Source organism: Burkholderia sp. Bp8992 (assembly GCF_003853705.1).
In the GTDB taxonomy this organism is placed as follows: domain Bacteria; phylum Pseudomonadota; class Gammaproteobacteria; order Burkholderiales; family Burkholderiaceae; genus Burkholderia.
On record NZ_QTQI01000003.1, the window covers coordinates 1 to 22,843 of the forward strand.

The window sequence follows — 22,843 nt, forward strand, 5'->3', positions numbered from 1 at the left end:
AGCAGCGCCGGCATGATCGCCGGCGGCCGGCGCCGCGCGTTCAGCCCGCCGCCGCGCGGCACGTCGAGCGGCAGGCTCAGCGAGAATACGCGGCCTTCGCGCACCTCCGCGACGCCGCGCAACACCGCGTCGGCCGTCAGCCAGTTCAAGCGCCCTTTCTGATCGTCGGGGCCGAAATCCCCCCAGTTCGAGCCGGGCGGGCGATGTGTCCAGCGTGGCTTCATGGTGTCTCCTCCATGCAATGTCCAGGGTGCGGCGGCCGTCGTTCGCGGCCGCTTCGCACGGCGCGCCTAGCGCGTGCGGATCACGCCCAGCCCGGCGAGCCGCTCGTATTCGCGTTCGCCGAGCAGCGGTAGCAGGATCTCGCGATTGTTCTCGCCGAGCGCGGGCGCCGGCCGGCGGAACGCGCCGGGCGTGGCCGACAGGCGCGGCGTGATGTTGTGCATCGGCAGGCTGCCGACATCGTCGTCCGGCAGCTCGACGAGCGCCTCGCGCTCGATCACGTAGTGATCCTCGACGATCTGCGCGATGTCCTGGATCGGCCCGACCGTCACGCCTGCTTCCTCGAAGAAGGCGAGATTGGCATCGAGATCGCGCGCGGCGATGAATTCGCCGACGATCGCATCGAGCGCCTCCGCGTGCCGCACGCGCTGCACGTTGGTCGCGTAGCGCGGATCGTCGATCAGGTCCGCTCGGCCGATCGCGCGGAACAGCCGCTCGGCCATCGCCTGCGTCGAGCTCGACAGGCACAGCCACTTGCCGTCGCGTGTGCGATACGCGTTGCGCGGTGCGGTGTTCGACGAGCGGCTGCCGGTGCGTGCCTTGATCTCGCCGGTCATCACGTAGTTCGCGGCGGCCGGCCCGAGGATCGACAGCAGCGGCTCGAACAGCGACACGTCGATCACTTGCCCCGCCGCGCCGTGCGCGTCGCGCGCATACAGTGCGACCAGCACGGCGATCGCGCCGGACAGCCCGGCCGTCATGTCGCCGAGGAACATCGGCGGCAGCACCGGCTCGCGATCGGCGAAGCCGTTGATCGCGGCGAACCCCGCGTACCCTTCCGCGAGCGTGCCGAAGCCCGGCTTGTGACGGTACGGCCCCGTCTGCCCCCACCCGGAGATCCGCGCGATCACCAGCTCGGGACGGATCGCGAGCAGGTCGTCCGGGCCGAGCCCCATCTTCTCGGCGACGCCGGGCTTGAAGCTCTCGACGAACACGTCCGCGTCGCGCAACAGCCGGCGGACGATATCGATCCCCTCGGGCGCGCGCAGGTCGATGCACACGCTGCGCTTGTTGCGTCCGTACACCTTCCAGTTCGTGCTGATCCCGCCCGCGCCGACCGCGCGCAGCGTATCGCCGCGCTCGCTCTCGACCTTCACGACGTCCGCGCCGAAATCGGCGAGCTGCACGCTCAGCATGTTGCCCGCCATCAGGCGCGACAGATCGACGACGCGCACGCCCGCGAGCGGCCCCTGCGCACCGGCGTCGAACGATTTCGGATGGATCGGGCCGGTGGACGCGCGACGGCGCGCGCCGGCCGCGTAAGCGGCCTGCGGGTCGGGAACGAACATGCTTGTCTCCTGGTTGGTGTGTGTCGTTCGATGCGGACTTCTAAGTGCGCGCGCTCGGCCGCGCGCCGGTACTAATCGAGCAGCACGCCGAGCTGGTCGGCTGCGCGGAACGCCGCGCCCGCGGCGGGCAGATCGCCGCCCAATGCATGCGTCAGCTCGGCGGCCGCCGCCTGCACGCGCGGCAGGTAGTCGGCCAGCACCTTCTTGTTGAAGCGATAGCGCGGCACGCCGAGCGAGATCGCACCGCTCAGCACGCGGCCGACGCCGAACGCCGGGCACGCGATCGCCGCGCTTTCCGGGTCGCGCTCGGCGATCGACACCGCGTAACCTTGCTCGGCCGTCTTCTCGTAGTCGCCGCCGCGCGTGCCGCTGAACGAGAGCAGCACGCGCCCGGCCGCGCCGACGTCGAGCGGAAAGCGGTCGCCCTCGCGCAGATGCGTGCGCACCGAGCGCTGCGCCTGGATGCGGAACAGGCACACGCGCTGATCCCCTTCGCGCACGTAGAACGCGGCTGTCTCGCCGGTTTGCATCGACAGCGTCGACAGGATCGGCATCACGTACTCGCGCAGCTGGAACGACTCGCGATACATCATCCCGAGCTGGAACACGGCGGGCCCCAGCACGTAGCGCCCGTCCGGCAGGCGCTTGATGAAGCGGAACTGCTCGAGCGACTCGAACATCCGCAACAGCGTGCTCATGTTGAGCCCCGTCTCCTCGCTGACCTGCGCGAGCATCAGTCCGCCGGGCGCGTTGCCGAACGCCAGCAGCGCGGTCAGTGCGCGGTTGACCGCCGCCACGCCGCCCTCTGCGGGATTGCTTGTCTCCACCTTGTTCATGTCCACCTCGTGCGATGCCGCCGGAGTCGTGCCGCATCACGGCGGCCGACATCCGGCAAAAAATGAAAGTCACTTTCATTATACGCATATCATCGATGACATCAACATGAATCATCGCAGCTTCGCTCGCTCATCTTCCCGCGATCTCCTTAGAAACTAGGCGTTAACGATAATCTTGACGAATGCCGTCATCCATCACAAAAATGAAAGTGACTTTTATTTTTCGAGATCACTGATGAATTCGTCGCCTCAACCCGTCTGGCGCTCGTTGCTGTACGTCCCCGCCCACGTCCCCCGTTTCGTCGCTTCGGCCGCGGCGAGCGACGCCGATGCACTGATCCTCGATCTCGAGGACAGCGTCCCGCCTGCGTGCAAGGAAGCCGCCCGCGACGGGCTGGCCGATGCCGTGCCGGCGCTGCGCGCGCCGGGTCGCGACGTGCTGGTGCGCGCCAACGGTCCGCTCGACCTGCTGGTGCACGACCTGCGCGCGGCCGTCCGGGCCGGCGTGGACGGCGTCGTGCTGCCGAAGGTGCGCGGCGGCTCGCACGTCGAGGCGATCGACGAACTGCTGGCCTCGCTCGAAGCGGAAAGCGGCGCGCCGCCGGGCCGCACGCGGATCGTCGCGATCGTCGAAACGCCGCGCGCGTTCCAGGCGATGGACCGGATCGCGCGGGCGTCGCCGCGCGTCGTCGCGATGATGCTGGGCGGCGGCGACTTCGCGCTGAATTGCGAAAGCGGCGCGAGCGCCGACGTGCTGCGCGTGCCGAAGCAACTGCTGATCATCGCCGCGCGCGCGGCCGGCATTCTGCCGCTCGGCCTCATCGGCGGCCTCGACGAGCTGCACGATCTCGACGCGTTCGAGCGCATCGCGCGTGCGTCCGCGGAACTCGGCTATGCGGGCGCGACCTGCATTCATCCGCTGCAGGTCGGCGCGCTCAACCGCGCATTCCGCCCCGACGACGCCGCGGTGCGCGACGCGAACGCGGTGCTGGCCGCCTACGACGACGCGTGCGCGAACGGGCGCGGCGCGCTGCGCGTCGACGGCAGGATGGTCGACGCGCCGGGCGTCGCCCGCGCGAAGCGCGTGCTCGCGCGTCACGCGGCCGTGCAGGCGCGTGCCGACGGCACGCCCCGCTGATGCGCGCGCCCTGCATCGCCGTGCTTCATCGCTGCGCAGGCGCACGTCGCGCGGTGCGCGCGTGCATCTCGCCGCGACGCAGCCGGTTCGCCGCGCGGCCCGGATAGCGTCGCCCCGCAGCACCCGCCGCGCCGCTCGACCGGCGCGGCGCCGCAATCAAATAAATACAAACCCTGGAAGGAGACAAGCCATGGGCAAGCGAATGTCCGCATTGTGCGGACTGGGCCTCGTATCGGCCGGCGCCTGCGCGCAGAGCACGATCACGCTGTACGGCGTGGCCGACATCTATACGGAATTCCTCACCCACCAGGCCGCGCCCGGCGACAAGTCGTCGGCATCGCTCGTGCGGATGGCGTCGGGCGGCAAAAGCGGCTCGCGCTGGGGCCTGAAAGGCGTCGAGGATCTCGGCGGCGGCTGGCAGGCCGCGTTCCGGCTCGAAAGCGGCATCAACCTGAACAACGGTACAGGGACCGGCGCGGGCGGCTTCGACCGCTCCGCGTGGGTGGGGCTGCAGCACGAGCGCTGGGGCGCGCTGCGGCTCGGCCACCAGTATTCGACGCTGTTCGACGTCATGGAGCGCTATTCGCCGACGGGCGCGTACTCGACGCTGTACGAGCCGGCCGGCGCGATCGTCGGCGTCAACTTCCGCGAAAACAACGTCGCCAAGTACCTGGCGAAGATCGGCTCGCTGACGCTCGAAACGCACTATTCGTTCGGCGGCACGCCCGGCGCGTTCCAGTCGAACGCCGCCTACGGCGCCGGCTTCGACTATACCGGCGGCGCCCTCTCGTTCGCCGCCGCGTTCGACAACGTCAACACGCCGCAGCCGGGCGGCTTCGCGCATTTCCGCCGCTACGCCGCCGCCGCGATCGTGTCCGTCGACCGCGCGCAGCTGCTGGCCGGCGTCACGCATGGCCGCAGCGGCGTCGACGCGCCGTCGGTCGTGACCCGCTACACGTTCTGGTGGGCCGGCGTGCGCTACGCGGTCACCCCTTACCTGCAGGCGATCGGCGCGTTCTATTACGAGGACATCCGCGCGCAGAATCCGCCGAACGCGCGGACGCCCGCGCCGCACCCGGCCAACCCGCAGCAGGTCACGCTGCAGTTGAACTACTTTCTGTCGAAGGCCGTCACGCTGTACCTGGCGGGCGGCTACGCGCGTCGCGCCGCGCTCGATTTCGACAACTACAACTACAACTTCCTCCACTACACGCTGGCTGCCGACCGCGCCGGCAGCGCGGGCGCGGCACTCGGCCTGCGCAAGCTGTTCTGAGCCCGCCTCTCCCGCACTTTCAGGAACTTTCGGAGTCCTCAAACCATGAACCGCCGCCACTTCCTTTCCACGCTGACGGGCGCCGCGCTCGCGCTGCCGCTCGCCCGTGTCCGCGCCGGCGCACTGCCGGCGGCCGCCGACCGTCCCGATCTCGCGCAACAGCTCGCCGACTACGCGGCCGGGCTGCAGTATCGCGACCTCGACGCCGCGACGATCGAGACGATCAAGGCACACCTGATCGACGCGCTCGGCTGCGCGATCGCCGCGCACGACGAACGCCCGGTGCGGATCGCGCGCGACGCGGCGCTCGCGGCGCCGGCCGGCGTATCGACGATCGTCGGCACGAACCAGCGCACGAGCGCCGATCTCGCCGCGTTCGCGACCGGCGCCGCGCTGCGCTACTACGATTTCAACGACGCTTACGCCGGCAAGGAGACCGGTCATCCGAGCGACAACATGTCCGCGTGCCTCGCCGTCGCCGAAGCGCAGCATGCGAACGGCCGCGACCTGATCCTGTCGATCGCGATCGCGTACGAGATCGCGTGCCGGCTGATGGATGCCGCCGCGATCAGCCCGCGCGGCTGGGACCACACGTGCTACAGCCTGCCCGCCGTCGCGCTCGCCGCCGGCAAGCTGATGCGCATGCCGGCGCCGCAACTGGTCCAGGCGGTGAACCTGTCGATCAACGGCCATCTCGCGCTGAACCAGACGCGCGTGCAGCAGTTGTCGAACTGGAAGGCGCTCGCCGATGCGGACGCTGCGCGCAACGCGGTGTTCTCGACGCAGCTCGCCCGCGCCGGGCTGACCGGCCCCGCGCCGATCTTCGAAGGCATGGCGGGGTTCTTTCCGCAGGTGTCCGGGCCGTTCGCCGTCGACACGCGCGAATTCGGCGGGCGCGGCGGCGCGTTCCGGATCGGCAAGTGCTTCGTGAAGCTCTATCCCGCGCAAGGGCTCACGCAAACCGCGATCCCGGCCGCGCTCGACGTCGCCGCGCAGGTTGGCGACCTGCGCCGCATCCGGCGCATCGAGGTCCACACGACCGCGGTCGGCTACGTGACGGCCGGCCGCGACCGCGAAAAATGGGCGCCGTCGACCCACGAAACCGCCGATCACAGCCTGCCGTACATCGTCGCGCGTGCCATGCTCGACGGCGACATCACGACCGAGAGCTACCGGCACGATGCACTGCACGATCCGGCGCTGCGCGCGTTGATCGAGCGGATCACGGTGCACGAGGACCCGGCGCTGACCGCCCGGTATCCGGCACAGGCGCCGAACCGGGTGACGGCCGTGTGCGAAGACGGCACGACCTGCGCGAAGCAGGTGGACGACCTGCCCGGCTCGCCGACGCGGCCGATGCAGCGCGACGACTACGACACGAAGTTCGCGAAAAACTGCCGGCGGCACTGGAGCCCGACGCAGACCCGCGCGGCGCTCGATTACCTGTGGCGGCTCGACGAGCAGCCCGACGTCGCGACGCTGCCGCCGTTGCTCGTCGTCGGCCGACCCGCGTGAGCAGGCCCTAGGCCTCCGCCGCGACGCCCGGCCGCTCGAGCGCGTCCGCGACCTCGACGATGCGCCCGCGCAGCCACGCGTGCGCGTTGCTGCCGTCGTAGCGGCGGTGCCAGTAGAGCGACCACGCGACGGGCTCCATCGCGAGCGGCAGCTCGCGGATCACGAGCCGCGCATCGTCGAGGCTCACCGCATGCCGCTCCGACATGATCACCGCGTACGGCAGCGCGTCCAGCATGTTCGGCACGACGAGCCAGTGCGGCACGTTGAGCGCGATGTGCCGCGTGCAGTTCATGTTCGCGAGCAGGTTGTCGACCAGGCTGTGGTCGACCGGGTTGATCGTCACGTTGAGGAAGTCGAGCGCGAGGAATCGTTCGAGCGTCAGCGGCTTGCCGGCATCCGGATGACTGCGGCTCATCACGCAGACCATCCGGTCATGAAACACGATTTGCGACGACAGCGTGCCCGAATGTTCGAGGCCCGCGCTGACCGCCAGGTCGAGCAGCCCCGATTCGAGCGCGTCGGCGGTCTTGGCGGCGCTCATGTGCACGACGTCCATGCCGATATTCGGGCTGGTCAATCGCATGCAGCGCAACAGGGCCGGCAGTAACAGCAATTCGGTGAGATCCGACATGCGCACCGTAAAATGGCGCTCGGACGTAAAAGGATTGAATTGATAATCCGATTCAAATAATTCCTCGATTTGTTGCATGATTTGTCGAATCGGCATGGCCAGCGCCTGCGCGCGCGGCGTCAATTCCATGCCGACCGCGGTGCGCGCCAGGATCTCGTCCTTGAACAGGAACCGCAGCCGCGCCAGCGCGTTGCTGACGGCCGGCTGCGTGAGGCCGACCTTCTGGCCGGCCCGTGTGACCTGTTTCTCCGTCAATAGCGCATCGAGTATGACCAGCAGGTTCAGATCGATCGAACGTAAATTCATGTTTGCGACCATCCACTAAACAGGTTAATCACCGCCTCCTGTTGCGATATTCCGCAACGGGAGCAATCCCCTGATATTTAGTGCAATGCACAAGAATAGTCCAATCTTGACTTGCCAATATTTTTAGGTGTCGGACGACATTGGTTAATTTTTTAACTTAATTGAAACGTTTGGCGCCGATTCTTCCGGATACCGTGCCAATCGACGGCTGAATTCCCGATTGCCGCAACCCGGTCGCGTTGCAAAAAAAGTGCGGGCGGCCGCCCCCACAGCAGCCGCCCGCAGGCTCAAACGGTCGCGACAGGATTCACCGGCGCGCCGACCAGGCCGCGGATATGCAACGGCGGCGCGGTCAGCAGAAACCGGTTCCGGCGGTGCGCATGCAGCCAGTTCGCGAGCGGCGTCAGGTGCCACAGCTCGCCGAGGTGAATGCCGAGCTTGAACAGGCACAGCTCGTGCAGCGGCATCAGTGCGCCCGGCTGCGCGAGCGGTTGCGCATGCTGCGGGCGTTCCTCGATCGCATGATTGTCGGCCACGAGCGCGGCCAGCCCCGATTCGTCGATCCATTGCAGCAGCCGCGCGTCGCTGCTGTCCAGCACGCACGCGCTCGCGACCGTCGCCGGCGATCCGCCGTCGTCGTTCAGCAGCAGATCCGCAAAGCCGGTATGAATGCAGACGATGTCGCCACGTTCGACCTGCACGCGGTCCGCGTCCATCACCTGCATCAGTTGCGCGAAGCCGACCTTGGTGCGTGCGTCGCCGAAATGACGCCGCAGGTCGATCAGCACGCCGCGCCCCTGCACGCCCGTCTGCGCCATCACCTCGATGCCGAGCGCGCGCGCGCCGCCCGTCGCGTCGCCCTCCTGCGGCACCCGCAGATGCTCGCCCATCCGGAAACCGTTGTAGAACACGATTTCAGGCACGCCGTCGTCGTCCGCGTCGAACAGGCCGCCCACGTGCGACAGGCCGTCCCATTGCGTCGAGAACTGCGAGTGCATGCAGAACGAATCGTCGCAAACCACGTCGGTTGCGTTCGCAACCTGCTCGTCCGCGCGATAACCGAAGTACGGCTTGCCGCCGAGCAGCGCCGGCATGATCGCCGGCGGCCGGCGCCGCGCGTTCAGCCCGCCGCCGCGCGGCACGTCGAGCGGCAGGCTCAGTGAGAACGACAGCCCTTCCCGAACCTCAGCCGCGCCCTGCCTTACCTTGTCCGGCGTCAGCCAGTTCAGCCGCCCCTTCTGATCGTCGGGGCCGAAATCGCCCCAGTTCGAGCCGGGCGGCCGTTTTTTCCAGCGCGGTGCATTCAAGATCGGTGTCCTCCTTCAGAACCTGACGTCAGCGCCGCGAGCGCGTCGAGCGGCGCGTCGTCGACGAGCGCCTGCACCGCGTCGCGCAGTTCGAGCGCGCGCGGCATGCCGATGACCGAACTCGCCGCCAGCACGAACTTCGCGACGAGTTCCTCCTCGGTCAGCGGCCGCGCATTGGTGCCCTTGCTCGAATCGATCCGCGCCTCGCGCACCTGCCCGTCGCGCAGCACCACGCGCAGCACGGCCGGCAGGAAGTGCGGGAATCGCTCGTCGCACCACGGATCGGCGACGCAACGCACCTTCGCGGCCAGCGCGCGCCGTGCGGGGTCCTGCGCAAGCGCATCGTCGAAATCGTCGAACCAGACGCCGAGCCCGCCGCCGCCGAGCAGCGCCGCCGCGACCGTGTACGGCCCCGAGAACGCCGCCGCATAGCCGTTCGGCGGATTCGCCTTCAGCTCCGCCGGCTCGCCGATCGTGCGCAGCGTCGACGTCGCGACCCGCAGCTCGGCAGACACCACGTCGTCGGCCGTCACGCCCTCCGCCTTCAACCGCAACGCCGCATCGATGCCCGGATGCGTGAAGTGATTGCACGGGTACGGCTTGAAGATGATCCGGCTCGTCTCCCACTCGTCGCCGAGGTTGCGCAGCACCGCGTCGACGTCGGCCAGCTCGCCGCACCATGCGTGGAAGAAGCCGAAGCGGCCTTCCAGCGCGGTCGGCGGCGCGGTCACGCCCGCGCCTGCGAGTTCCGCCGCGCTCACGCCCGCGTGCGCCGCCCAGCCGCAGTGGATGCGCTTCACCGAGCCACCGGTGCGGTTCGCCTCGAGCAGGCCCGCGCCCATGCTCGCGGCGATCCCGAGCGCCGCCGCGATCTGCGCGGCGTCGAGCCCGAACAGCATCGCCGCGGCCGCCGCTGCGCCGACCGTGCCGCAGATCGACGTCGCGTGCTGGCCGCGCTCGAAGAACACCGAATTGCCGAGCCGCTCGTTGTAAGCGGCGACGCCGAGCCGGATGCACACCTCGGTGCCGACCGTGATCGCATCGAGCAGCGCGGCGCCCGACGCGCCGCTCGCCTGCGCGGCGGCGAGCGCGGCCGGGATCACCGACGCGCTCGGATGCAGCACCGACAGCATGTGCGAGTCGTCGAAGTCCATCGCGTGCGCGAGCGTGCCGTTGACGAGCGCGGCGCTCGCGGCCGGAAGCCGGTCGGGCGCGCCGATCACGCCCGCCGGCCCGACGCCGGCCCAGCGCCGCGCGACCTGCAGCACCGACTGCGCGACCGGTTCGTCATGCGCGATCAGGCTGTTGCCGATCACGTCGAGCACGCGCGCGGCGGCCTCGACACGCAGCCGGCGATCCAGCCCTTCGGCGCGCACCTCCGCCACGAAGCGGCCCAGCGCGCCGACGATCCCGTCGGGCGGCGCGGGCCGGTGCGTCGCGGCCGGCGCGGAAAGCGTCTCGGGTGTGCTCATGCCAGTGCTCCACTGAGTCGAAGATTGTTCGCGAGCGCGAGCGTCACGCGCGCGTTGGCGATCAACGGCGGCGCGACCACGCGGCCGTCCGGCAGCACGAACACCGACGACGCCGAGGCCTTGCCCGCCGCCGCATCGACCGCCTCGAGCACGCGCTCGGCCGCGCGGATCTCGTCCTCCGACGGCGTGAACACCGCGTTGATCACCGGCAGCTGCGACGGATGGATCGCGAAGCGGCCGAGGAACCCCATCGATTTCGCGCGCAGCGTCGATTCCTTCAGGCCGTCGAGATCGGGCAGCGTGTGATAGACGGTCTGGATCGGCCCGGTCAGCCCTGCCGCGCGCGACGCGACCACGCAGCGCGCACGGCACACCTCGAGCGTGAAATTGTCGACGCCGATCTGCAGGTCCGCGCGCAGGTCGCTCTCGCCGAGCCCGATCCGTTCGAGCCGCGGCGATGCGCTCGCGAGCTGGTAAGCCGTCTCGACGCCGTACGCCGACTCGATCAGGATCTGGATGCCCGCATCGCAGCCGAGCGCATCGAGCCAGCCCGCCACTTCCTGGATCTGCTGCGGCAGGTCGCATTTCGGCAGGCGCAGCGCCTGCAGCGCCGGTTGCGCGATCGCGTCGACGTCGTCGCGGCACCACGGGCTGCCGATCGGGTTGATCCGCACGTACGTCGGCTTCGGCGGGCCTTCCGCGAGAATCGCGGCGGCCGCCTCGCGCGCCTCGGCCTTGTGGCTGGCCGGCACGGCATCCTCGAGGTCGAGCACGACGGCGTCGGCTTCGCTCGCATACGCCTTCTCGACCACCTGCGCCTTGTGCGCGGGCACGTAAAGGTAACTGCGGTAAGTTGCGCTGGTTTTCATAAAACGCCTCGTTCGGTCAAGTCGGCGATCTCGCGCCGCTCCAGTCCCAATGCGCCGAATACTTCGTCATTGTGCGTGCCGCGTGCAGGCCCGCCCCAGCGGATCGCGCCGGGCGTGTCGGACAACCGGAACGGCACGTTGTGCGTGCGGAACGCGCCGAGCTCCGCGTCGGGTACCGACACGACCGAGCCGAGCGCCGCGTACTGCGGATCGCGCAGCACGTCGGCGACGTCGTAGATCGGCGCGACCGCCGCCTGCGCGCGCTCGAATTCGGCGATCACCTCGTCGCGCGTGCGCTGCCCGATCCAGCCGCCGACCGCCGCATCCAGCTCGTCCGCGTGCTCCGCGCGCTGGGCACCGTTCGCGAACCAGGGCTCGTCGATCAGGTCCGCGCGGCCGACGAGGTGCATCACGCGCTCCGCGATGCTGTGCGCCGACGTCGACAGCGCGACCCATTTGCCGTCCGACGTGCGGTAGACGCCGCGCGGCGAATTGTTCGGCGAACGATTGCCGGTGCGCTCGGGCACCCGCCCCGTCTGGTCGTAGCTCGCCACCTGCGCGCCCATCGCGGCGAGCATCGTCTCGATGATCGCGAGATCGACGACCTGCCCGCGCCCGGTGCGCTCGCGCGCCTTCAGCGCCGTCATGATCGCGAACGCGGCGGTCAGCCCCGCGATCGTGTCGGCGAGCGGAAACGACGGCAGCAGCGGCGGGCCGTTCGCCTCGCCGGTGATCGATGCGAGCCCGCTCATCGCCTCGGCCAGCGTGCCGAAGCCCGGGCGGCTCGCATACGGGCCGAACTGGCCGAAGCCCGTCACCCGCACGAGCACGAGCCGCGGATTGAGCGCGGCCAGCACGTCGTAGCCGAGCCCCCAGCGCTCGAGCGTGCCGGGCCGGAAGTTCTCGACGACCACGTCGGCCTGCGCCGCCAGTTCGCGGAAGATCCGCTGGCCGTCGGCCGTGCCGAGATTCAGCGTGACCGCCCGCTTGTTGCGCGCGAGCACCTTCCACCACAACGGCACGTCGTCGCGGCGCGCGCCGTACTTGCGCGCCGGATCGCCGTCCGGATGCTCGACCTTGATCACGTCGGCGCCGTAGTCCGCGAGCATCGTCGCCGCGAGCGGGCCCGCGAACAACGTCGCGGCGTCGATCACGCGAATGCCGTCGAGCGGCGCCGGATTGGAGGCGTCCGACGCCGCGCCGGCGTCGACGTCTCCGAGTTCCACAGTGGCCATGCCGTTCTCCAGTCAGATGAATTGCTCGGTGCGCCGCGCCGATATCGTCTGCATGACTAATCGTCGTGCTGCGATGCGGGCGCGGCGCGCGACCTGCCGCTTAGACGGCGTTGATCCGGTAGATCGGGAAATACGTCTGGATCTTCCCGTTCAGGTAGTCGGACGCGAGCTTCGGCACCTCGTCGAAATCGAAGATCTCGGTCGGCTCCTGGCCGATCCAGCCGCTCGTTTCCTGGAAGTCGCGGATCATGATGCTGTCGTCGTAGCGCCACGCATGCGTGTGGATGTGCAGGCGGCGGTTGATGCATTCCGTCGCGCGCAGGTTCCACAGGCGCATCCCGGTCTTCCAGCCGACCGTGGTGACGATGCCGGTACGGCCGACCACGCGCATCGTCGCGCGATACAGCGCGCCGCCGAGATTGTCGAGGAAGATCGCGACGCCGCGGCCGCCGCTCAGTTCCGCGATCGTCTCCGCGAACACGCGCTCCGACTCGCGATAGCTCGCCTGGTACTCGGGATCGGTCTTGTAGCGCTCGTCGTCATACGCGAGATTCGGGAACTTGCGGCGATCGACCGGCGTGATGCCGAGCTTCGCGAGCTCCTCGAGGCGCCGGTCGTTGCTCGCCGTCATCGCGACGCGAAAGCCCTCGCGCTTCGCGAGCTGCAGCTCGGCGAGCGTCGTGCCGCCGCCCCAGCCGAATACCAGGTAGTCGGCCGGATCGACGTCCGGCAGCTGCGAGCGCCAGCATGCCGACGCCACCTTCCAGTTGTCCCACGCGGTGAAGTAGCGGCCGTACGTCGCCCATTGCAGCAGCGAATGCCGGCTGTCCGTCGGCACGGCCACGAGGTTGTCGGCGCGCATCTTGGTCCGCTGCGCCATCACGCCGATCGTGCCCGGCGCGTCGTACGCATAGACGAGTTCGGCGAACCCGTATTCGTCGCGCTTGCCGAACGGCATCACCATGCAGATATCGCCCTCCTTCAGCGTCTTCACGCCGCTGCCGCGCTCCACGATGCGCACCAGCGCGCCGTTGCCGAGCACGATCTTGTCCTCGCGGCGCTGCCGGCAGATGTCGACCGGATTGCGCGACAGCGCGTGGTCGAGGTTCGCTTCCCACGATCCGTACAGCGGCTCGACCAGCACCTCGTCGGCTTCCGGGTCGGAGAATTCGAAGGTCTCGCGACGCAGCTCGCCCGCCACGGGCGCCTGCTTCCTGCTCGGTTCCGGTCCTGCGTAGAGAACCCATGCATCGGTCTTGATCATCGTCATGCCTCGTTAAATGGCTCTGTATGAATGGTGCACGCCGAACACACCGCTTCGTTCAGCGCGAATAGGCCTGCTCCAGTGCCGCCTCCACGTCGGCCGTCGCGGCGACCTGCCCGAGCTTCGGGAAGATCTGCGTCAGCGCGAAGGTCTGCGCGTCGGTGGACGACGTGCTGACCGCGTCGCTGACGACGACGACGTTGTAGTTGTTCTCGTATGCCTGGCGCGCCGTCGACTCGACGCCGATGTTGGTCGCGATTCCCGTCAGCACGATGTCCGTGATGCCGCGCCGGCGCAGCTGCACGTCGAGATCGGTGCCGGTGAACGCGCCCCACTGGTGCTTCGTCACGACGATGTCGGACGGCCCCACGCCGAGCGCCGGCGCGAACGCGCTCCATTCGGGATCGAGATTCGGCGGCGCCGACGGCGCATCCGTCCTGACCTTCAGCGCAACGCCGCCGTCCGGCTGGTAGCTCGTGTGCACGTAGATGACGGGAAGCTGTAGCGCGCGGAACGCGGTCGCGAGCTCGACCGTCTTCGCCACGACCTGCGCGCCGGTGTAAGGCACGACCGGCAGCGACACGATGCCGCTCTGCAGATCGATGGCGACCAGGGCGACCGTGCGATTGAGCGTCGGAATGGACATGTTGAAACCTCACTTCTGTTGGGAGATGGAAGATGCGGCGGCATCCAGGTGCCGGCTCGATGCCGCGTTGAGCAGCAGCAGCACGCTGATGACCGCCAGGACGATGGCCAGCTCGCGCAGGCCGCGATCGCTCGCCGGATGGCCGAGCGCCAGCCCGACGAGCGCAAACGACAGGCTGCCGCCGACATACTGCGCGGTGCGGTACAGCCCCGAGGCCGTGCCGATCCGGTCATGCGGCGCGCTCTGGTAGAGCGCCGCCTGGTTGCCGAGATTGTTGAAGCCGTTCGGCACGCCGAACACGATCGACAGCAGCACGATCGACCAGACCGGCATCGCACTGGTGAGCAGACTCATCACGACGCTGCCGACGCACAGCATCGCGGAGCCGATGATCAGCACCGGCCGCGAGCCGTGACGGTGCGCGAGGCGCGTCGCGAACATCGTCGCCACCGTGCCGACCGCGGCAATCGGCAGCATCGCGAGGCCGGCGTCGGCGGCGGACAGGCGCTTGGCCTCCTGCAACCACATCGGCAGCGCATAGAAGATCGCGTAGAACACCGCGTAGGTGCCGACGCAGCGCAGGTAGGTGCCCGTGAGCGCACGGTTGTCGCTCAGCATGCGGATGTCGATCAGCGGCGACGCGGCCAGCCGCTCGCGCCGCACCAGCACCGGACACAGGACCAGCGTCGCGACGAGCAGCAGCCAGTCGGGCTCGCGCGTCACCGACTGCAGGAACAGCAGCAGGCTCGCGAGCGTCAGGATGAACAGCGCGACGCCCGGCAGGTCCAGTTCGTTCAGCGTGCCGCGCAGCGTGTGGCGGCCCTGCACGGCGCGCCGGACGACGTCGGCCGGAATCCACAGCCACGCCAGCACGAAGGCCAGCAGCACGATCGGCACGTTGATCCAGAAGATCGCGCGCCAGCCGGCGAACTGCACGAGCGCGCCGCCGAGCGGCGGACCGAACGCGACGGCCACCTGCGCCGCGACCGAGATCGCGCCGAGGCCGCCCGTCGGCGTCGCGCCGTTCGCGTGCCGCTGCGACCAGGTGCGGATCATCGCCATGCCGGCCGGATACGCGGCGGACGTGCCGATGCCGAGCGCGACGCGCGACGCGATCAGCCACCCGAGCGACGGCGCGAACGGCGCGAGCGCAGACGCGATCAAGACGATCGCGAGGCCGATGCAGAAGATCCGCTTCGCGCCGAACCGGTCGGCGAGCCGTCCCATCGTCGGCTGGCCGACGGCCGTCGCGAGATAGAGACCCGACACGAGCCACATCGTGTCGATGCGTTCGTGCGCGGCAGCGTGCGGGTTGAACGCTTGCTGGATGCTGACGAGCGCGACCGCGATCATCGACGAGTTCAGTGCATTGAGCAGCGTGCCGAGCACGATCGGGCCCACCAGCGTGGCCGGCAGGCGCAGGCCCGTCGCGTGCGCATTGCCGCCGCGTTCCGGCGCGCCGCCGGAGGTCGAGGGTGCCGCTTGCGCAGGTCGATCGGAAGTCGTTTTCATGGCATCGCCGAGTGGTGGATTCGCTTCGCTCGATCAAATTCGAACGTACGTTCACCTTACCGCCGCGACTGCCGCGAATGAAATGGATTGTTGCGATGCACACATTCGTCGCTTGAATGCAGATCGCGAACCGGATGCTCGAAAGCGGCCCCGGCAAGCGGTGGAACGACCTCGGCAAATCAACCGTGTCCCTTGCCGGACGGGCGTATCCGGGGAACGCGGCGAATCGTGTCGAATGTGTGGGAAATGATTTGTGCCGTATGTCTCCATCGGCTGGCGACCGCTTTATGCGGCAGTGCAATGGAGATTCAGAGCGATGGCTCTAGACCGGCATGACGGTTCTGCAATGAGGCTCGGCTCGACCGCGCTGAAGTGCTGACAAACGAAGCCCCGTCGATCGTTGTCGACGACGCGTTGCGGACATCGCTCGATGCACGACGATCCGCTCGATCGCGCCCGGATCTATTGCGTGCGCGTCGACACGCTGCCGCGATCGAGCGACGCCGCACGCAGCGCCTCGCCCGGCTCCGTAAAGTAGCGCTGTCGCAATTGCGCGATCTGCGCATCGCGATCCTGTGCCGGCACGTTCTGCGCATCGATCTGCGCGCGCTGCGCCGCATATTCGTTGTACTTCGCATGCCACGCGTTGTCCGCCTGCTGCATCTTCACGACTCGCTCGGCAGCCTCCGGCCCGAGCGTTTGCGCGAGCTGCGCGCGCATTTCATCGGGCGTCGCGTTCGATTTCTGTGCCTTGTCGATCTGCGCGATCGCGTTGTTCTGCTCCTTCTGGCGCGCCAGCCCCGCACGCCGATCGGCCGGCAGCTGCTGCTCGAGCGCGGCAAGACGTGCCGCCTTCTGGTCGTCGGTCAGCAACGGATCGCGGATGATCTTCAAGCGCGCGAGATCGTCACGCTGCAGCGCCTGCTCGGCGCCGAAGAACGGCTCGCCCCAGTCGCCCAGCGTGCGGCTCGCGATCGTCGCGCGCTGGTCGAGCATGAGCTGCAATGCCTGCAGGTCGAGCGTGTTGTCCACGGCGCCGCCGCCCGGCAGCTTCGCAAGTTCGGCGAAATACGCGCGGTAGCGCTTCCAGACGTCGAGCGCCTCGCGTTGCGCAACCGTACCGTCGAGCTGCGCGGCAATCGCGCGCGCAACGAGTGCATCCAGTTCCACGGGGCGCAGCTGGTTTTGCGCGGTCAGGAAATAATCGAAGAAGCCGCGCACCGCCACGACCTTTTCGAGGTGACCGCGCGCGTCGAGCGGCAGGCGCGGCGCGATCGAGCCGACGAGTGCCGGAGGCAGCGCGCTTGCGCCGAAACCGGGCACGGGGCTGGCCGCCGCGCCCACCGACGCGAACGATACGGCCTCGGCACGCACGACGCCGGACTCGCCGGCGTCATGCGTCTTCCGAACGCCGATCGCATACCAGGCTGCGCCAGCCGCGACCACGCCCGCCACCCCGTAAAGCGCGATGCGTCGCGCGATACCGCGCTTGCTACCGGTCATCGATTACACGCCCTGGGTTTTCAGCCGGTTCGCGTGCGTACGGATCGCCGCAACCGGATCCTCCACATTCGCGCCGAGTACGCCGAGGATCTGGTTGATCGCATCGGTGTGATTCCAGTGATACGTGCCCAGCACCTGGCCAAACAGCGCGCTGCATTGCGATACGACGCCGTCGTTCGGGCCGGCGCCGCGATTGACCATCACCGTACCGCTGCCGAGCAGTGCCAGCGTCGACGGATCGAGCACGTTCGCCGGATCGGTAGCCCCGCTCACGCTCGTATCGACGGCACCCGTCACGCCGGCCACCGTCGCGGTCGGCTGGATCGCCGTGCCGCCCCACGAATAAAGCAGGTGCGTATTGCCGCCGACCGTCTCGGTCGACGCGCCCGTCGTGCACGAACCCGGCGCACCGAGACCTGCGCTCGGGAATTTCTGGTTGTAGGCGGCGGCCTTCGCCGTCGTCAGCACCGACAACGCCTGAATCGCGTCCTGGTTCGTATTGAAGTTGCTGCTCGTCAAGGTGCCGAGCGCATTTGCGAACGCGCTGAAGACGGCCGACGACAGGCCGGTCGGATCCGTCTGCAGCAGTTGCTGGACGAAGTCCGCGAATTGCGAGCCCCAGTGCGGCGTGCTGATCGTCGTCACCGATGCGACCAGCTCCGGCGCAACGGATGCAACGTAGCGCGACGACAAGCCACCCTGGCTATGGCCGATCAGATTCACTTTCTGTGCGCCCGTCGCCGCAAGCACCTGCTTCACATAGGCAAGCAATTGCTCGCCGCGCCCGTTCGGGCCATCGTCGCTCTGGTAGCCGGACAGATTGGCAACGTAGACCTTCGCGCCGTGCGCCTGCAGATCCTCAGGAATGTGATACCAGTACTCGACGACGCCGCCATACTTGTCGGTGCCGGTCAGCCCGTGCACGAGAATGATCGGGTACTTGGTCGCCGCATAATCGTCGACCGCGGTCGTCGCGGCGGAAGCGGCATGCGCGCCGGCCAGCGACAAAAAGGTTCCAACACTCGCGGCAGGCGCCGCGTTCATCGCGAATGCGACCACGGCCGCCGCTGTCTTCGCTCGTATCGATCTGCTCATCTTGCTCTCCATTTTTTACGTACGTGTCAATTGCTTGAGGATGAGGACGCGAGAATCGCTGATGCGGCGACGTTTTCGACGTTGAAACGTCGCGCGTGTGGTGTCGGCCGCACCTGCCTCGATCGCTTGGCACGGCGAACACCGACACCCGAAAACGAATAAAAACGAACACAAACGAACGTTTTCGCACCAGCAGGCGAAGTGAAGCACGTTCAATCGAACTGCGCTGACGGTTAGACAGGGCGCTCTAGTCAATTGACAACGGATGCGTCGATCACTCGATCCGTCGCGCTTCGTCGACGTCTTGCGATCCCGGCCGTTACGGCATCGCGCCGACGCACGCCAAACGGATCGATCGCGCGCGGGTGAACTGCCGTGGAATTTTCGGAACTGGCGGCGGCATGCCGGCGGCCTCGCGGCGGCCGACGTCGAGCGGCTCAAGCAATTCGAGCGGGAGAATACGGGGCTGAAGAAGAAGTTTGCAGTGCTGCTCGATCGAGATCTCTACGACCTTCAGACGATCCAGCTACCGCATGCTCATGGTGCTCAGTCCGGGACGGCCTACGATGCGCCCCGGCAATCGGAGGTGGGCACGCGGGGCACGGTCGTGCGACCGTGCCCCAAGGATCGAATTTTCTTCCTGCCTCGATGTATAGAGAAAATCAGGCGCGACCGTCACCGTCGCCACTTCGAACATCGCCGAGCATGGTGACGAGGACGAGCGCGGCAATCAGGCCCAGGTGCTCGAAAAAGCTGTTGAGCGCCATGAAGCGCGCCACGCCCGCCTGGTTCCAGAAGTCGTTCGCCACCAGCATCGCGACGAACGTCAGCATGCCGAGGCTGCCGGCGCCGAGCCACGTGAAGCGGCGAAATACCACGCACAGGGAACCGCCGATCTCGACCACAACCGCCAGTGCAGCCCAGAGCGCGGCCGGGTGCAGGCCGAAATGCGCCTGCTCCGCGATTGCCTCGCCGAAGTGCATCGCCTTGTTGATGCCTCCGACCAAAAAGGCGGAAACCAGCGCAAGCCGTGCCAGCACCGCGACCCACGGCTGCGCAAGCACGACACGAATCCACCCGGGGCTGTACCGGCCGGTTGTCGTCGACATGTCAGATCGCCCAGCACGAACAGCCGAACGCGCCCCAGAAGCCCTTCGCGTCCGACGTCGGCAACGCGCTGCCCCACGCGCTCGCATGGGCATGCGCGTGCACGTTGCACGCACTCGCGCAGCCGCACATCGCGGCAGCCGCCGCACGCTGCAGCGGTGCGCCACTGCGTTGCGTCGCCCCCCAGCCGCCATAGCCGCCGTACTCGCGCACGGGCGACCAGTCCGGCATCGCGGGCGGAATCGGCGCGTCGTGCGACGCGAACGGCCCTGCGCCCCACACGATCTTGCCGCCGACCACCGTCAGCAGCGCGGTCGTGTCGATGATCTCGTCCTCCGCGCAGGTGAAGAAATCGCGATCCGGGACCACCAGGTCGGCGAGCTGCCCGACCGCGACACGCCCCTTCTTCCCTTCCTCGTTCGAGAACCACGTCACGTATTCGGTCCACATCCGCAGCGCGGTCTCGCGATCGAGCAGGTTGCGTTGCGGATACATGCGCAGCCCGCCGACCGTCTTGCCCGTCACGAGCCACGCGAGCGACACCCACGGGTTGTACGAGGCAACACGCGTCGCGTCGGTACCGGCCGACACCTTGATGCCCTTCGAGAGCATCTTCGCGACGGGCGGCGTCGCCTCGGCCGCCTGCGCGCCGTAGCGCTCGACGAAGTATTCGCCCTGGTATGCCATCCGGTGCTGCACCGCGATGCCGCCGCCCAGCGCGGCGATCCGGTCCATCGATTTCTCGGTGATCGTTTCCGCGTGATCGAAGAACCAGTTCAGGCCGTCAAGCGGAATGTCCTTGTTGACCTTCTCGAACACGTCGAGCGCGCGGCTGATCGTTTCGTCGTACGTCGCATGCATGCGCCACGGCCAGCGGTTCTGCGCGAGCACGCGCACGACGCCTTCGAGATCGTCTTCCATCTGCGCCGGCAGGTCCGGGCGGGCGACGCGGAAGTCCTCGAAATCGGCCGCCGAGAACACCAGCATCTCGCCCGCGCCGTTGTTGCGGAAATAGTCGGTGCCGTCGTGATACTTGACGCTCTTCGTCCAGTTCACGAAGTCTTCCTTCTCCGCGTTCGGCTTCTGCGTGAACAGGTTGTACGCGATCCGGATCGTCATCTCGCCCGCGTCGTGCAGCTTGCGGATCACCTCGTAATCGTCGGGGTAGTTCTGCGAACCGCCGCCTGCATCGATCACGCCCGTCACGCCGAGACGGTTCAGCTCCCGCATGAAGTGGCGCGTCGAGTTGTACTGGTATTCGAACGGCAGCTTCGGCCCCTTCGCGAGCGTCGCGTAGAGGATCGTCGCGTTCGGGTTCGCGAGCAGCAGCCCGGTCGGGTTGCCCGCGGCATCGCGCAGGATCGTGCCGCCCGGCGGCTCCGGCGTGTCCTTCGTGTAGCCGACCACCCGCAGTGCCGCCGCGTTCAGCAGCGCGCGGTCGTACAGGTGCAGGATGAACACCGGCGTATCGGGCGCGGCCGCGTTGAGTTCCTCGATCGTCGGCAGGCGCTTCTCGGCGAACTGGTGTTCGGTGAAGCCGCCGACCACGCGCACCCATTGCGGCGCGGGCGTGATCGCGACCTGGCGCCTGAGCATGTCCATCGCCACCGCGAGCGACGGCACGCCATCCCAGCGCAGCTCCATGTTGTAGTTCAGGCCACCGCGAATCACGTGGCAGTGGTTGTCGATCAGGCCCGGCAGCACGGCGCGGCCCCCGAGGTCGACGACCTTCGTCGCACGGCCGGCGAGCGGCATCACGTCCGCTTCGCTGCCGACCGCGACGAAGCGGCCGGCGGCGATCGCCACCGCCGTCGCGGTCGGGTTGGCGCGGTCGAGGGTCGTGAACCTTCCGTTGTGAAGGATCAGATCCGGTTGGGACTCGGTTGCGGTCATATACATCACCTCGTTTCGATCAGAAGCCAAAAAGCTGTTTGAGGGTGGGGATCGCCTGCACGCCGATTACCATGCCGAGCAACCCGACCAGGGCAATCAGCGGCGGTGCCGGGGAGCGAACCTTGATTGCGCTGTAGATGACACCGATCAGCAAGCCCGCACCAAGGGAAACCAGATAGGATTCCATACGATCAATTTCTCGGACAGGTTGGAATGCAGGTCGTAACGTCCTGGCAAACACGCGGCGGGCGGCATACGTGAATCGACCACGTACCGCCGCCCGCGATTTCGTATCGCCGGTGCGGCGTGTTCGTCCGGAACACGCCGCACCGGCATCGACAGTCGCAACGGCCTGCGGTTACTTCGCCGGCACGGGCGGGATCGACTCGTGCGGCGTCGCGGTGCGCTGCGGTGCCTTGTGGACCATCGTGTATGCGTAGTCGACGCCCATCCCGTACGCGCCCGAGTGCTCCTTCGCGATCGCCATCACCGCGTCGTACGAGTCGCGGCGCGCCCAGTCGCGCTGCCACTCGAGCAGGACCTGTTGCCACGTGACCGGCACCACGCCCGCCTGCACCATGCGCTGCATCGCGAAGTCGTGCGCAGCCTGCGTCGTGCCGCCCGATGCGTCGGCGACCATGTAGATCTCGTAGTCGCCTTCGAGCATCGCGCAGAGCGCGAACGTCGTATTGCAGACTTCGGTCCACAGGCCCGACACGACCACCTTCTTGCGACCGTTCGCGGCGAGCGCGTCGCGAACCTTCTGGTCGTCCCACGAATTCATCGACGTACGTTCGAGCGTCTTCTGGTTCGGGAACACGTCGAGCAGCTCGGGATAGGTGTGGCCCGAGAAGCTGTCGCTTTCGACCGTCGTGATCGTCGTCGGGATGTTGAAGACCTTCGCGGCCTTCGCGAGCCCGACGACGTTGTTCTTCAGCACCTGGCGATCGATCGACTGCACGCCGAACGCCATCTGCGGCTGCTGGTCGATGAAGATCAGCTGGCTGTTATGGGGGGTGAGTACTTCAAGTTTCGGATTGCTCATGGCGATCATGTCCTTTGACGCGGGTGAAAAGTGAGCCTGCCTCTCCGACAAGCCGGGAGGTGCCCAATGCGCTGTGCCGGGAGGTTCTGCTACCAGCCGTTGTCATTCAACACGCGAAATCATGCTAACGCCACTTAATCAAATCGATTAATAAAATCCCTAAATAAAGGCCTTAAAAGATCTTAAAACCGCCGAATCGATTGATCACATCGAAAAAGACCTGCTACGCTATCGAATGAATTCATGCTCGCCTCCGGATCAGTAGTTATCCGTATTTTTTAACGGTTGTCATTTACTTGCATCCGAATCATGAAGCCATATATTTCATCGCTGCTGGCCGGAATGCTCGCCGGTGCCGTCTACTACCTGATCGGCGTGCAATCTCCCGCTCCGCCCACGATCGCGCTGGCCGGCCTGCTGGGCATTCTTGCCGGCGAACAGATCCTGCCGATCGCACGCCGGATGCTCTCGGGGATCCAGTTGCGAACCGCATGGAGTGACGCGAAGTGCAGCCAGCACATGTTCGGCGCCCTGCCCGGTGCGCAGGCATCCGATGCCGCCGCAAAGAAGCGTCGATAGACATCGTCGTACCCCACGCTGACCGGATGCTGCATCCGCAGGCGCC

The 22,843-nt window shown here is 67.6% G+C and carries 21 protein-coding genes and 1 pseudogene; 5 read left to right on the forward strand and 17 right to left on the reverse strand.

Annotated features, from left to right (window positions below; translation table 11 throughout):
* The 3 genes and pseudogenes from DIE03_RS05190 to DIE03_RS05200 form a co-directional block, all read right to left on the reverse strand.
* Positions 1–224, reverse strand: a pseudogene (locus tag DIE03_RS05190) (cyclase family protein); the annotation flags it as partial.
* Between the two features lie 66 nt (positions 225–290).
* On the reverse strand, positions 291–1,571 hold the full coding sequence (locus DIE03_RS05195) for a CaiB/BaiF CoA-transferase family protein (RefSeq protein ID WP_124448157.1): 1,281 nt from the start codon (positions 1,569–1,571) through the stop codon (positions 291–293).
* Between the two features lie 71 nt (positions 1,572–1,642).
* On the reverse strand, positions 1,643–2,407 hold the full coding sequence (locus tag DIE03_RS05200) for an IclR family transcriptional regulator (RefSeq protein ID WP_124448159.1): 765 nt from the start codon (positions 2,405–2,407) through the stop codon (positions 1,643–1,645).
* A 235-nt stretch (positions 2,408–2,642) separates the two neighbouring features.
* Here DIE03_RS05200 and DIE03_RS05205 point away from each other — a divergent pair, with 235 nt between their 5' ends.
* From DIE03_RS05205 to DIE03_RS05215, 3 genes are all read left to right on the forward strand, one after another.
* On the forward strand, positions 2,643–3,545 hold the full coding sequence (locus DIE03_RS05205) for a CoA ester lyase (protein WP_124448161.1): 903 nt from the start codon (positions 2,643–2,645) through the stop codon (positions 3,543–3,545).
* A 190-nt stretch (positions 3,546–3,735) separates the two neighbouring features.
* On the forward strand, positions 3,736–4,818 hold the full coding sequence (locus DIE03_RS05210; RefSeq protein WP_124448163.1) for a porin: 1,083 nt from the start codon (positions 3,736–3,738) through the stop codon (positions 4,816–4,818).
* 45 nt (positions 4,819–4,863) lie between these two features.
* A complete protein-coding gene (locus DIE03_RS05215; protein ID WP_124448165.1) occupies positions 4,864–6,333 on the forward strand; it encodes an MmgE/PrpD family protein in 1,470 nt (489 codons plus the stop codon).
* 7 nt (positions 6,334–6,340) lie between these two features.
* On the opposite strand, the gene DIE03_RS05220 is transcribed toward DIE03_RS05215, so the two are convergent.
* The 10 genes from DIE03_RS05220 to DIE03_RS05265 form a co-directional block, all read right to left on the reverse strand.
* The gene (locus DIE03_RS05220) at positions 6,341–7,270 is read right to left on the reverse strand and encodes a LysR family transcriptional regulator (protein ID WP_124448167.1); all 930 of its coding nucleotides are present in this window, start codon (positions 7,268–7,270) and stop codon (positions 6,341–6,343) included.
* A gap of 287 nt (positions 7,271–7,557) precedes the next feature.
* Positions 7,558–8,577 carry a cyclase family protein gene (locus DIE03_RS05225; RefSeq protein ID WP_124448169.1) on the reverse strand — a complete coding sequence of 340 codons (1,020 nt, stop codon included), beginning with the start codon at positions 8,575–8,577 and terminating at the stop codon, positions 7,558–7,560.
* Positions 8,574–10,049, reverse strand: coding sequence for an MmgE/PrpD family protein (locus DIE03_RS05230; protein ID WP_124448171.1), 1,476 nt, complete (start codon positions 10,047–10,049; stop codon positions 8,574–8,576). Before DIE03_RS05230 ends, DIE03_RS05225 begins: the two co-directional genes overlap by 4 nt.
* Positions 10,046–10,918: a CoA ester lyase gene (locus tag DIE03_RS05235; protein WP_124448173.1), complete on the reverse strand. Its 873-nt coding sequence runs from the start codon at positions 10,916–10,918 to the stop codon at positions 10,046–10,048. The genes DIE03_RS05230 and DIE03_RS05235 overlap by 4 nt, the downstream gene beginning before the upstream one ends.
* The gene (locus DIE03_RS05240; protein ID WP_124448175.1) at positions 10,915–12,153 is read right to left on the reverse strand and encodes a CaiB/BaiF CoA-transferase family protein; all 1,239 of its coding nucleotides are present in this window, start codon (positions 12,151–12,153) and stop codon (positions 10,915–10,917) included. Before DIE03_RS05240 ends, DIE03_RS05235 begins: the two co-directional genes overlap by 4 nt.
* Positions 12,154–12,253: 100 nt before the next feature.
* Positions 12,254–13,417: a zinc-binding alcohol dehydrogenase family protein gene (locus tag DIE03_RS05245; protein WP_185658103.1), complete on the reverse strand. Its 1,164-nt coding sequence runs from the start codon at positions 13,415–13,417 to the stop codon at positions 12,254–12,256.
* Between the two features lie 58 nt (positions 13,418–13,475).
* The gene (locus DIE03_RS05250; RefSeq protein WP_124448179.1) at positions 13,476–14,063 is read right to left on the reverse strand and encodes a hydrolase; all 588 of its coding nucleotides are present in this window, start codon (positions 14,061–14,063) and stop codon (positions 13,476–13,478) included.
* 9 nt (positions 14,064–14,072) lie between these two features.
* Positions 14,073–15,575: an MFS transporter gene (locus DIE03_RS05255; RefSeq protein WP_185658104.1), complete on the reverse strand. Its 1,503-nt coding sequence runs from the start codon at positions 15,573–15,575 to the stop codon at positions 14,073–14,075.
* Between the two features lie 462 nt (positions 15,576–16,037).
* Positions 16,038–17,078 carry a lipase secretion chaperone gene (locus tag DIE03_RS05260; protein WP_124448181.1) on the reverse strand — a complete coding sequence of 347 codons (1,041 nt, stop codon included), beginning with the start codon at positions 17,076–17,078 and terminating at the stop codon, positions 16,038–16,040.
* A gap of 3 nt (positions 17,079–17,081) precedes the next feature.
* Entirely contained in the window at positions 17,082–18,173 is a 1,092-nt protein-coding gene (locus DIE03_RS05265; RefSeq protein WP_124448183.1) for a triacylglycerol lipase, read from the reverse strand.
* A 265-nt stretch (positions 18,174–18,438) separates the two neighbouring features.
* Here DIE03_RS05265 and DIE03_RS05270 point away from each other — a divergent pair, with 265 nt between their 5' ends.
* On the forward strand, positions 18,439–18,885 hold the full coding sequence (locus DIE03_RS05270; RefSeq protein ID WP_124448185.1) for a hypothetical protein: 447 nt from the start codon (positions 18,439–18,441) through the stop codon (positions 18,883–18,885).
* Here DIE03_RS05270 and DIE03_RS05275 read toward each other — a convergent pair.
* The 4 genes from DIE03_RS05275 to DIE03_RS05290 all read right to left on the reverse strand — a co-directional run bounded on the left by DIE03_RS05275 (position 18,836) and on the right by DIE03_RS05290 (position 22,218).
* The gene (locus tag DIE03_RS05275) at positions 18,836–19,282 is read right to left on the reverse strand and encodes a DoxX family protein (RefSeq protein ID WP_124448187.1); all 447 of its coding nucleotides are present in this window, start codon (positions 19,280–19,282) and stop codon (positions 18,836–18,838) included. The two genes, DIE03_RS05270 and DIE03_RS05275, sit on opposite strands and share 50 nt — an antisense overlap.
* 1 nt (position 19,283) lies before the next feature.
* Positions 19,284–21,173 (reverse strand): amidohydrolase, encoded by a 1,890-nt coding sequence (locus DIE03_RS05280; RefSeq protein WP_124448189.1) that lies wholly within the window; start codon positions 21,171–21,173, stop codon positions 19,284–19,286.
* 19 nt (positions 21,174–21,192) lie between these two features.
* Entirely contained in the window at positions 21,193–21,360 is a 168-nt protein-coding gene (locus DIE03_RS05285) for a DUF1427 family protein (RefSeq protein ID WP_124448191.1), read from the reverse strand.
* Positions 21,361–21,531: 171 nt separating this feature from the next.
* On the reverse strand, positions 21,532–22,218 hold the full coding sequence (locus DIE03_RS05290; RefSeq protein ID WP_124448193.1) for a hydrolase: 687 nt from the start codon (positions 22,216–22,218) through the stop codon (positions 21,532–21,534).
* 309 nt (positions 22,219–22,527) lie between these two features.
* Here DIE03_RS05290 and DIE03_RS05295 point away from each other — a divergent pair, with 309 nt between their 5' ends.
* Positions 22,528–22,797: a XapX domain-containing protein gene (locus DIE03_RS05295; protein ID WP_124448195.1), complete on the forward strand. Its 270-nt coding sequence runs from the start codon at positions 22,528–22,530 to the stop codon at positions 22,795–22,797.
* The last annotated feature ends 46 nt before the right edge of the window (positions 22,798–22,843 follow it).

Coding starts and splice junctions, on each gene's coding strand:
- DIE03_RS05195 (WP_124448157.1), bottom strand. CDS start 1,571: ATGTTCGTTCCCGACCCGCAGGCCGCTTACGCGGCCGGCGCGCGCCGT.
- DIE03_RS05200 (WP_124448159.1), bottom strand. CDS start 2,407: ATGAACAAGGTGGAGACAAGCAATCCCGCAGAGGGCGGCGTGGCGGCG.
- DIE03_RS05205 (WP_124448161.1), top strand. CDS start 2,643: ATGAATTCGTCGCCTCAACCCGTCTGGCGCTCGTTGCTGTACGTCCCC.
- DIE03_RS05210 (WP_124448163.1), top strand. CDS start 3,736: ATGGGCAAGCGAATGTCCGCATTGTGCGGACTGGGCCTCGTATCGGCC.
- DIE03_RS05215 (WP_124448165.1), top strand. CDS start 4,864: ATGAACCGCCGCCACTTCCTTTCCACGCTGACGGGCGCCGCGCTCGCG.
- DIE03_RS05220 (WP_124448167.1), bottom strand. CDS start 7,270: ATGAATTTACGTTCGATCGATCTGAACCTGCTGGTCATACTCGATGCG.
- DIE03_RS05230 (WP_124448171.1), bottom strand. CDS start 10,049: ATGAGCACACCCGAGACGCTTTCCGCGCCGGCCGCGACGCACCGGCCC.
- DIE03_RS05235 (WP_124448173.1), bottom strand. CDS start 10,918: ATGAAAACCAGCGCAACTTACCGCAGTTACCTTTACGTGCCCGCGCAC.
- DIE03_RS05240 (WP_124448175.1), bottom strand. CDS start 12,153: ATGGCCACTGTGGAACTCGGAGACGTCGACGCCGGCGCGGCGTCGGAC.
- DIE03_RS05245 (WP_185658103.1), bottom strand. CDS start 13,417: ATGATCAAGACCGATGCATGGGTTCTCTACGCAGGACCGGAACCGAGC.
- DIE03_RS05250 (WP_124448179.1), bottom strand. CDS start 14,063: ATGTCCATTCCGACGCTCAATCGCACGGTCGCCCTGGTCGCCATCGAT.
- DIE03_RS05255 (WP_185658104.1), bottom strand. CDS start 15,575: ATGAAAACGACTTCCGATCGACCTGCGCAAGCGGCACCCTCGACCTCC.
- DIE03_RS05260 (WP_124448181.1), bottom strand. CDS start 17,078: ATGACCGGTAGCAAGCGCGGTATCGCGCGACGCATCGCGCTTTACGGG.
- DIE03_RS05265 (WP_124448183.1), bottom strand. CDS start 18,173: ATGAGCAGATCGATACGAGCGAAGACAGCGGCGGCCGTGGTCGCATTC.
- DIE03_RS05270 (WP_124448185.1), top strand. CDS start 18,439: ATGCGTCGATCACTCGATCCGTCGCGCTTCGTCGACGTCTTGCGATCC.
- DIE03_RS05275 (WP_124448187.1), bottom strand. CDS start 19,282: ATGTCGACGACAACCGGCCGGTACAGCCCCGGGTGGATTCGTGTCGTG.
- DIE03_RS05280 (WP_124448189.1), bottom strand. CDS start 21,173: ATGACCGCAACCGAGTCCCAACCGGATCTGATCCTTCACAACGGAAGG.
- DIE03_RS05285 (WP_124448191.1), bottom strand. CDS start 21,360: ATGGAATCCTATCTGGTTTCCCTTGGTGCGGGCTTGCTGATCGGTGTC.
- DIE03_RS05290 (WP_124448193.1), bottom strand. CDS start 22,218: ATGAGCAATCCGAAACTTGAAGTACTCACCCCCCATAACAGCCAGCTG.
- DIE03_RS05295 (WP_124448195.1), top strand. CDS start 22,528: ATGAAGCCATATATTTCATCGCTGCTGGCCGGAATGCTCGCCGGTGCC.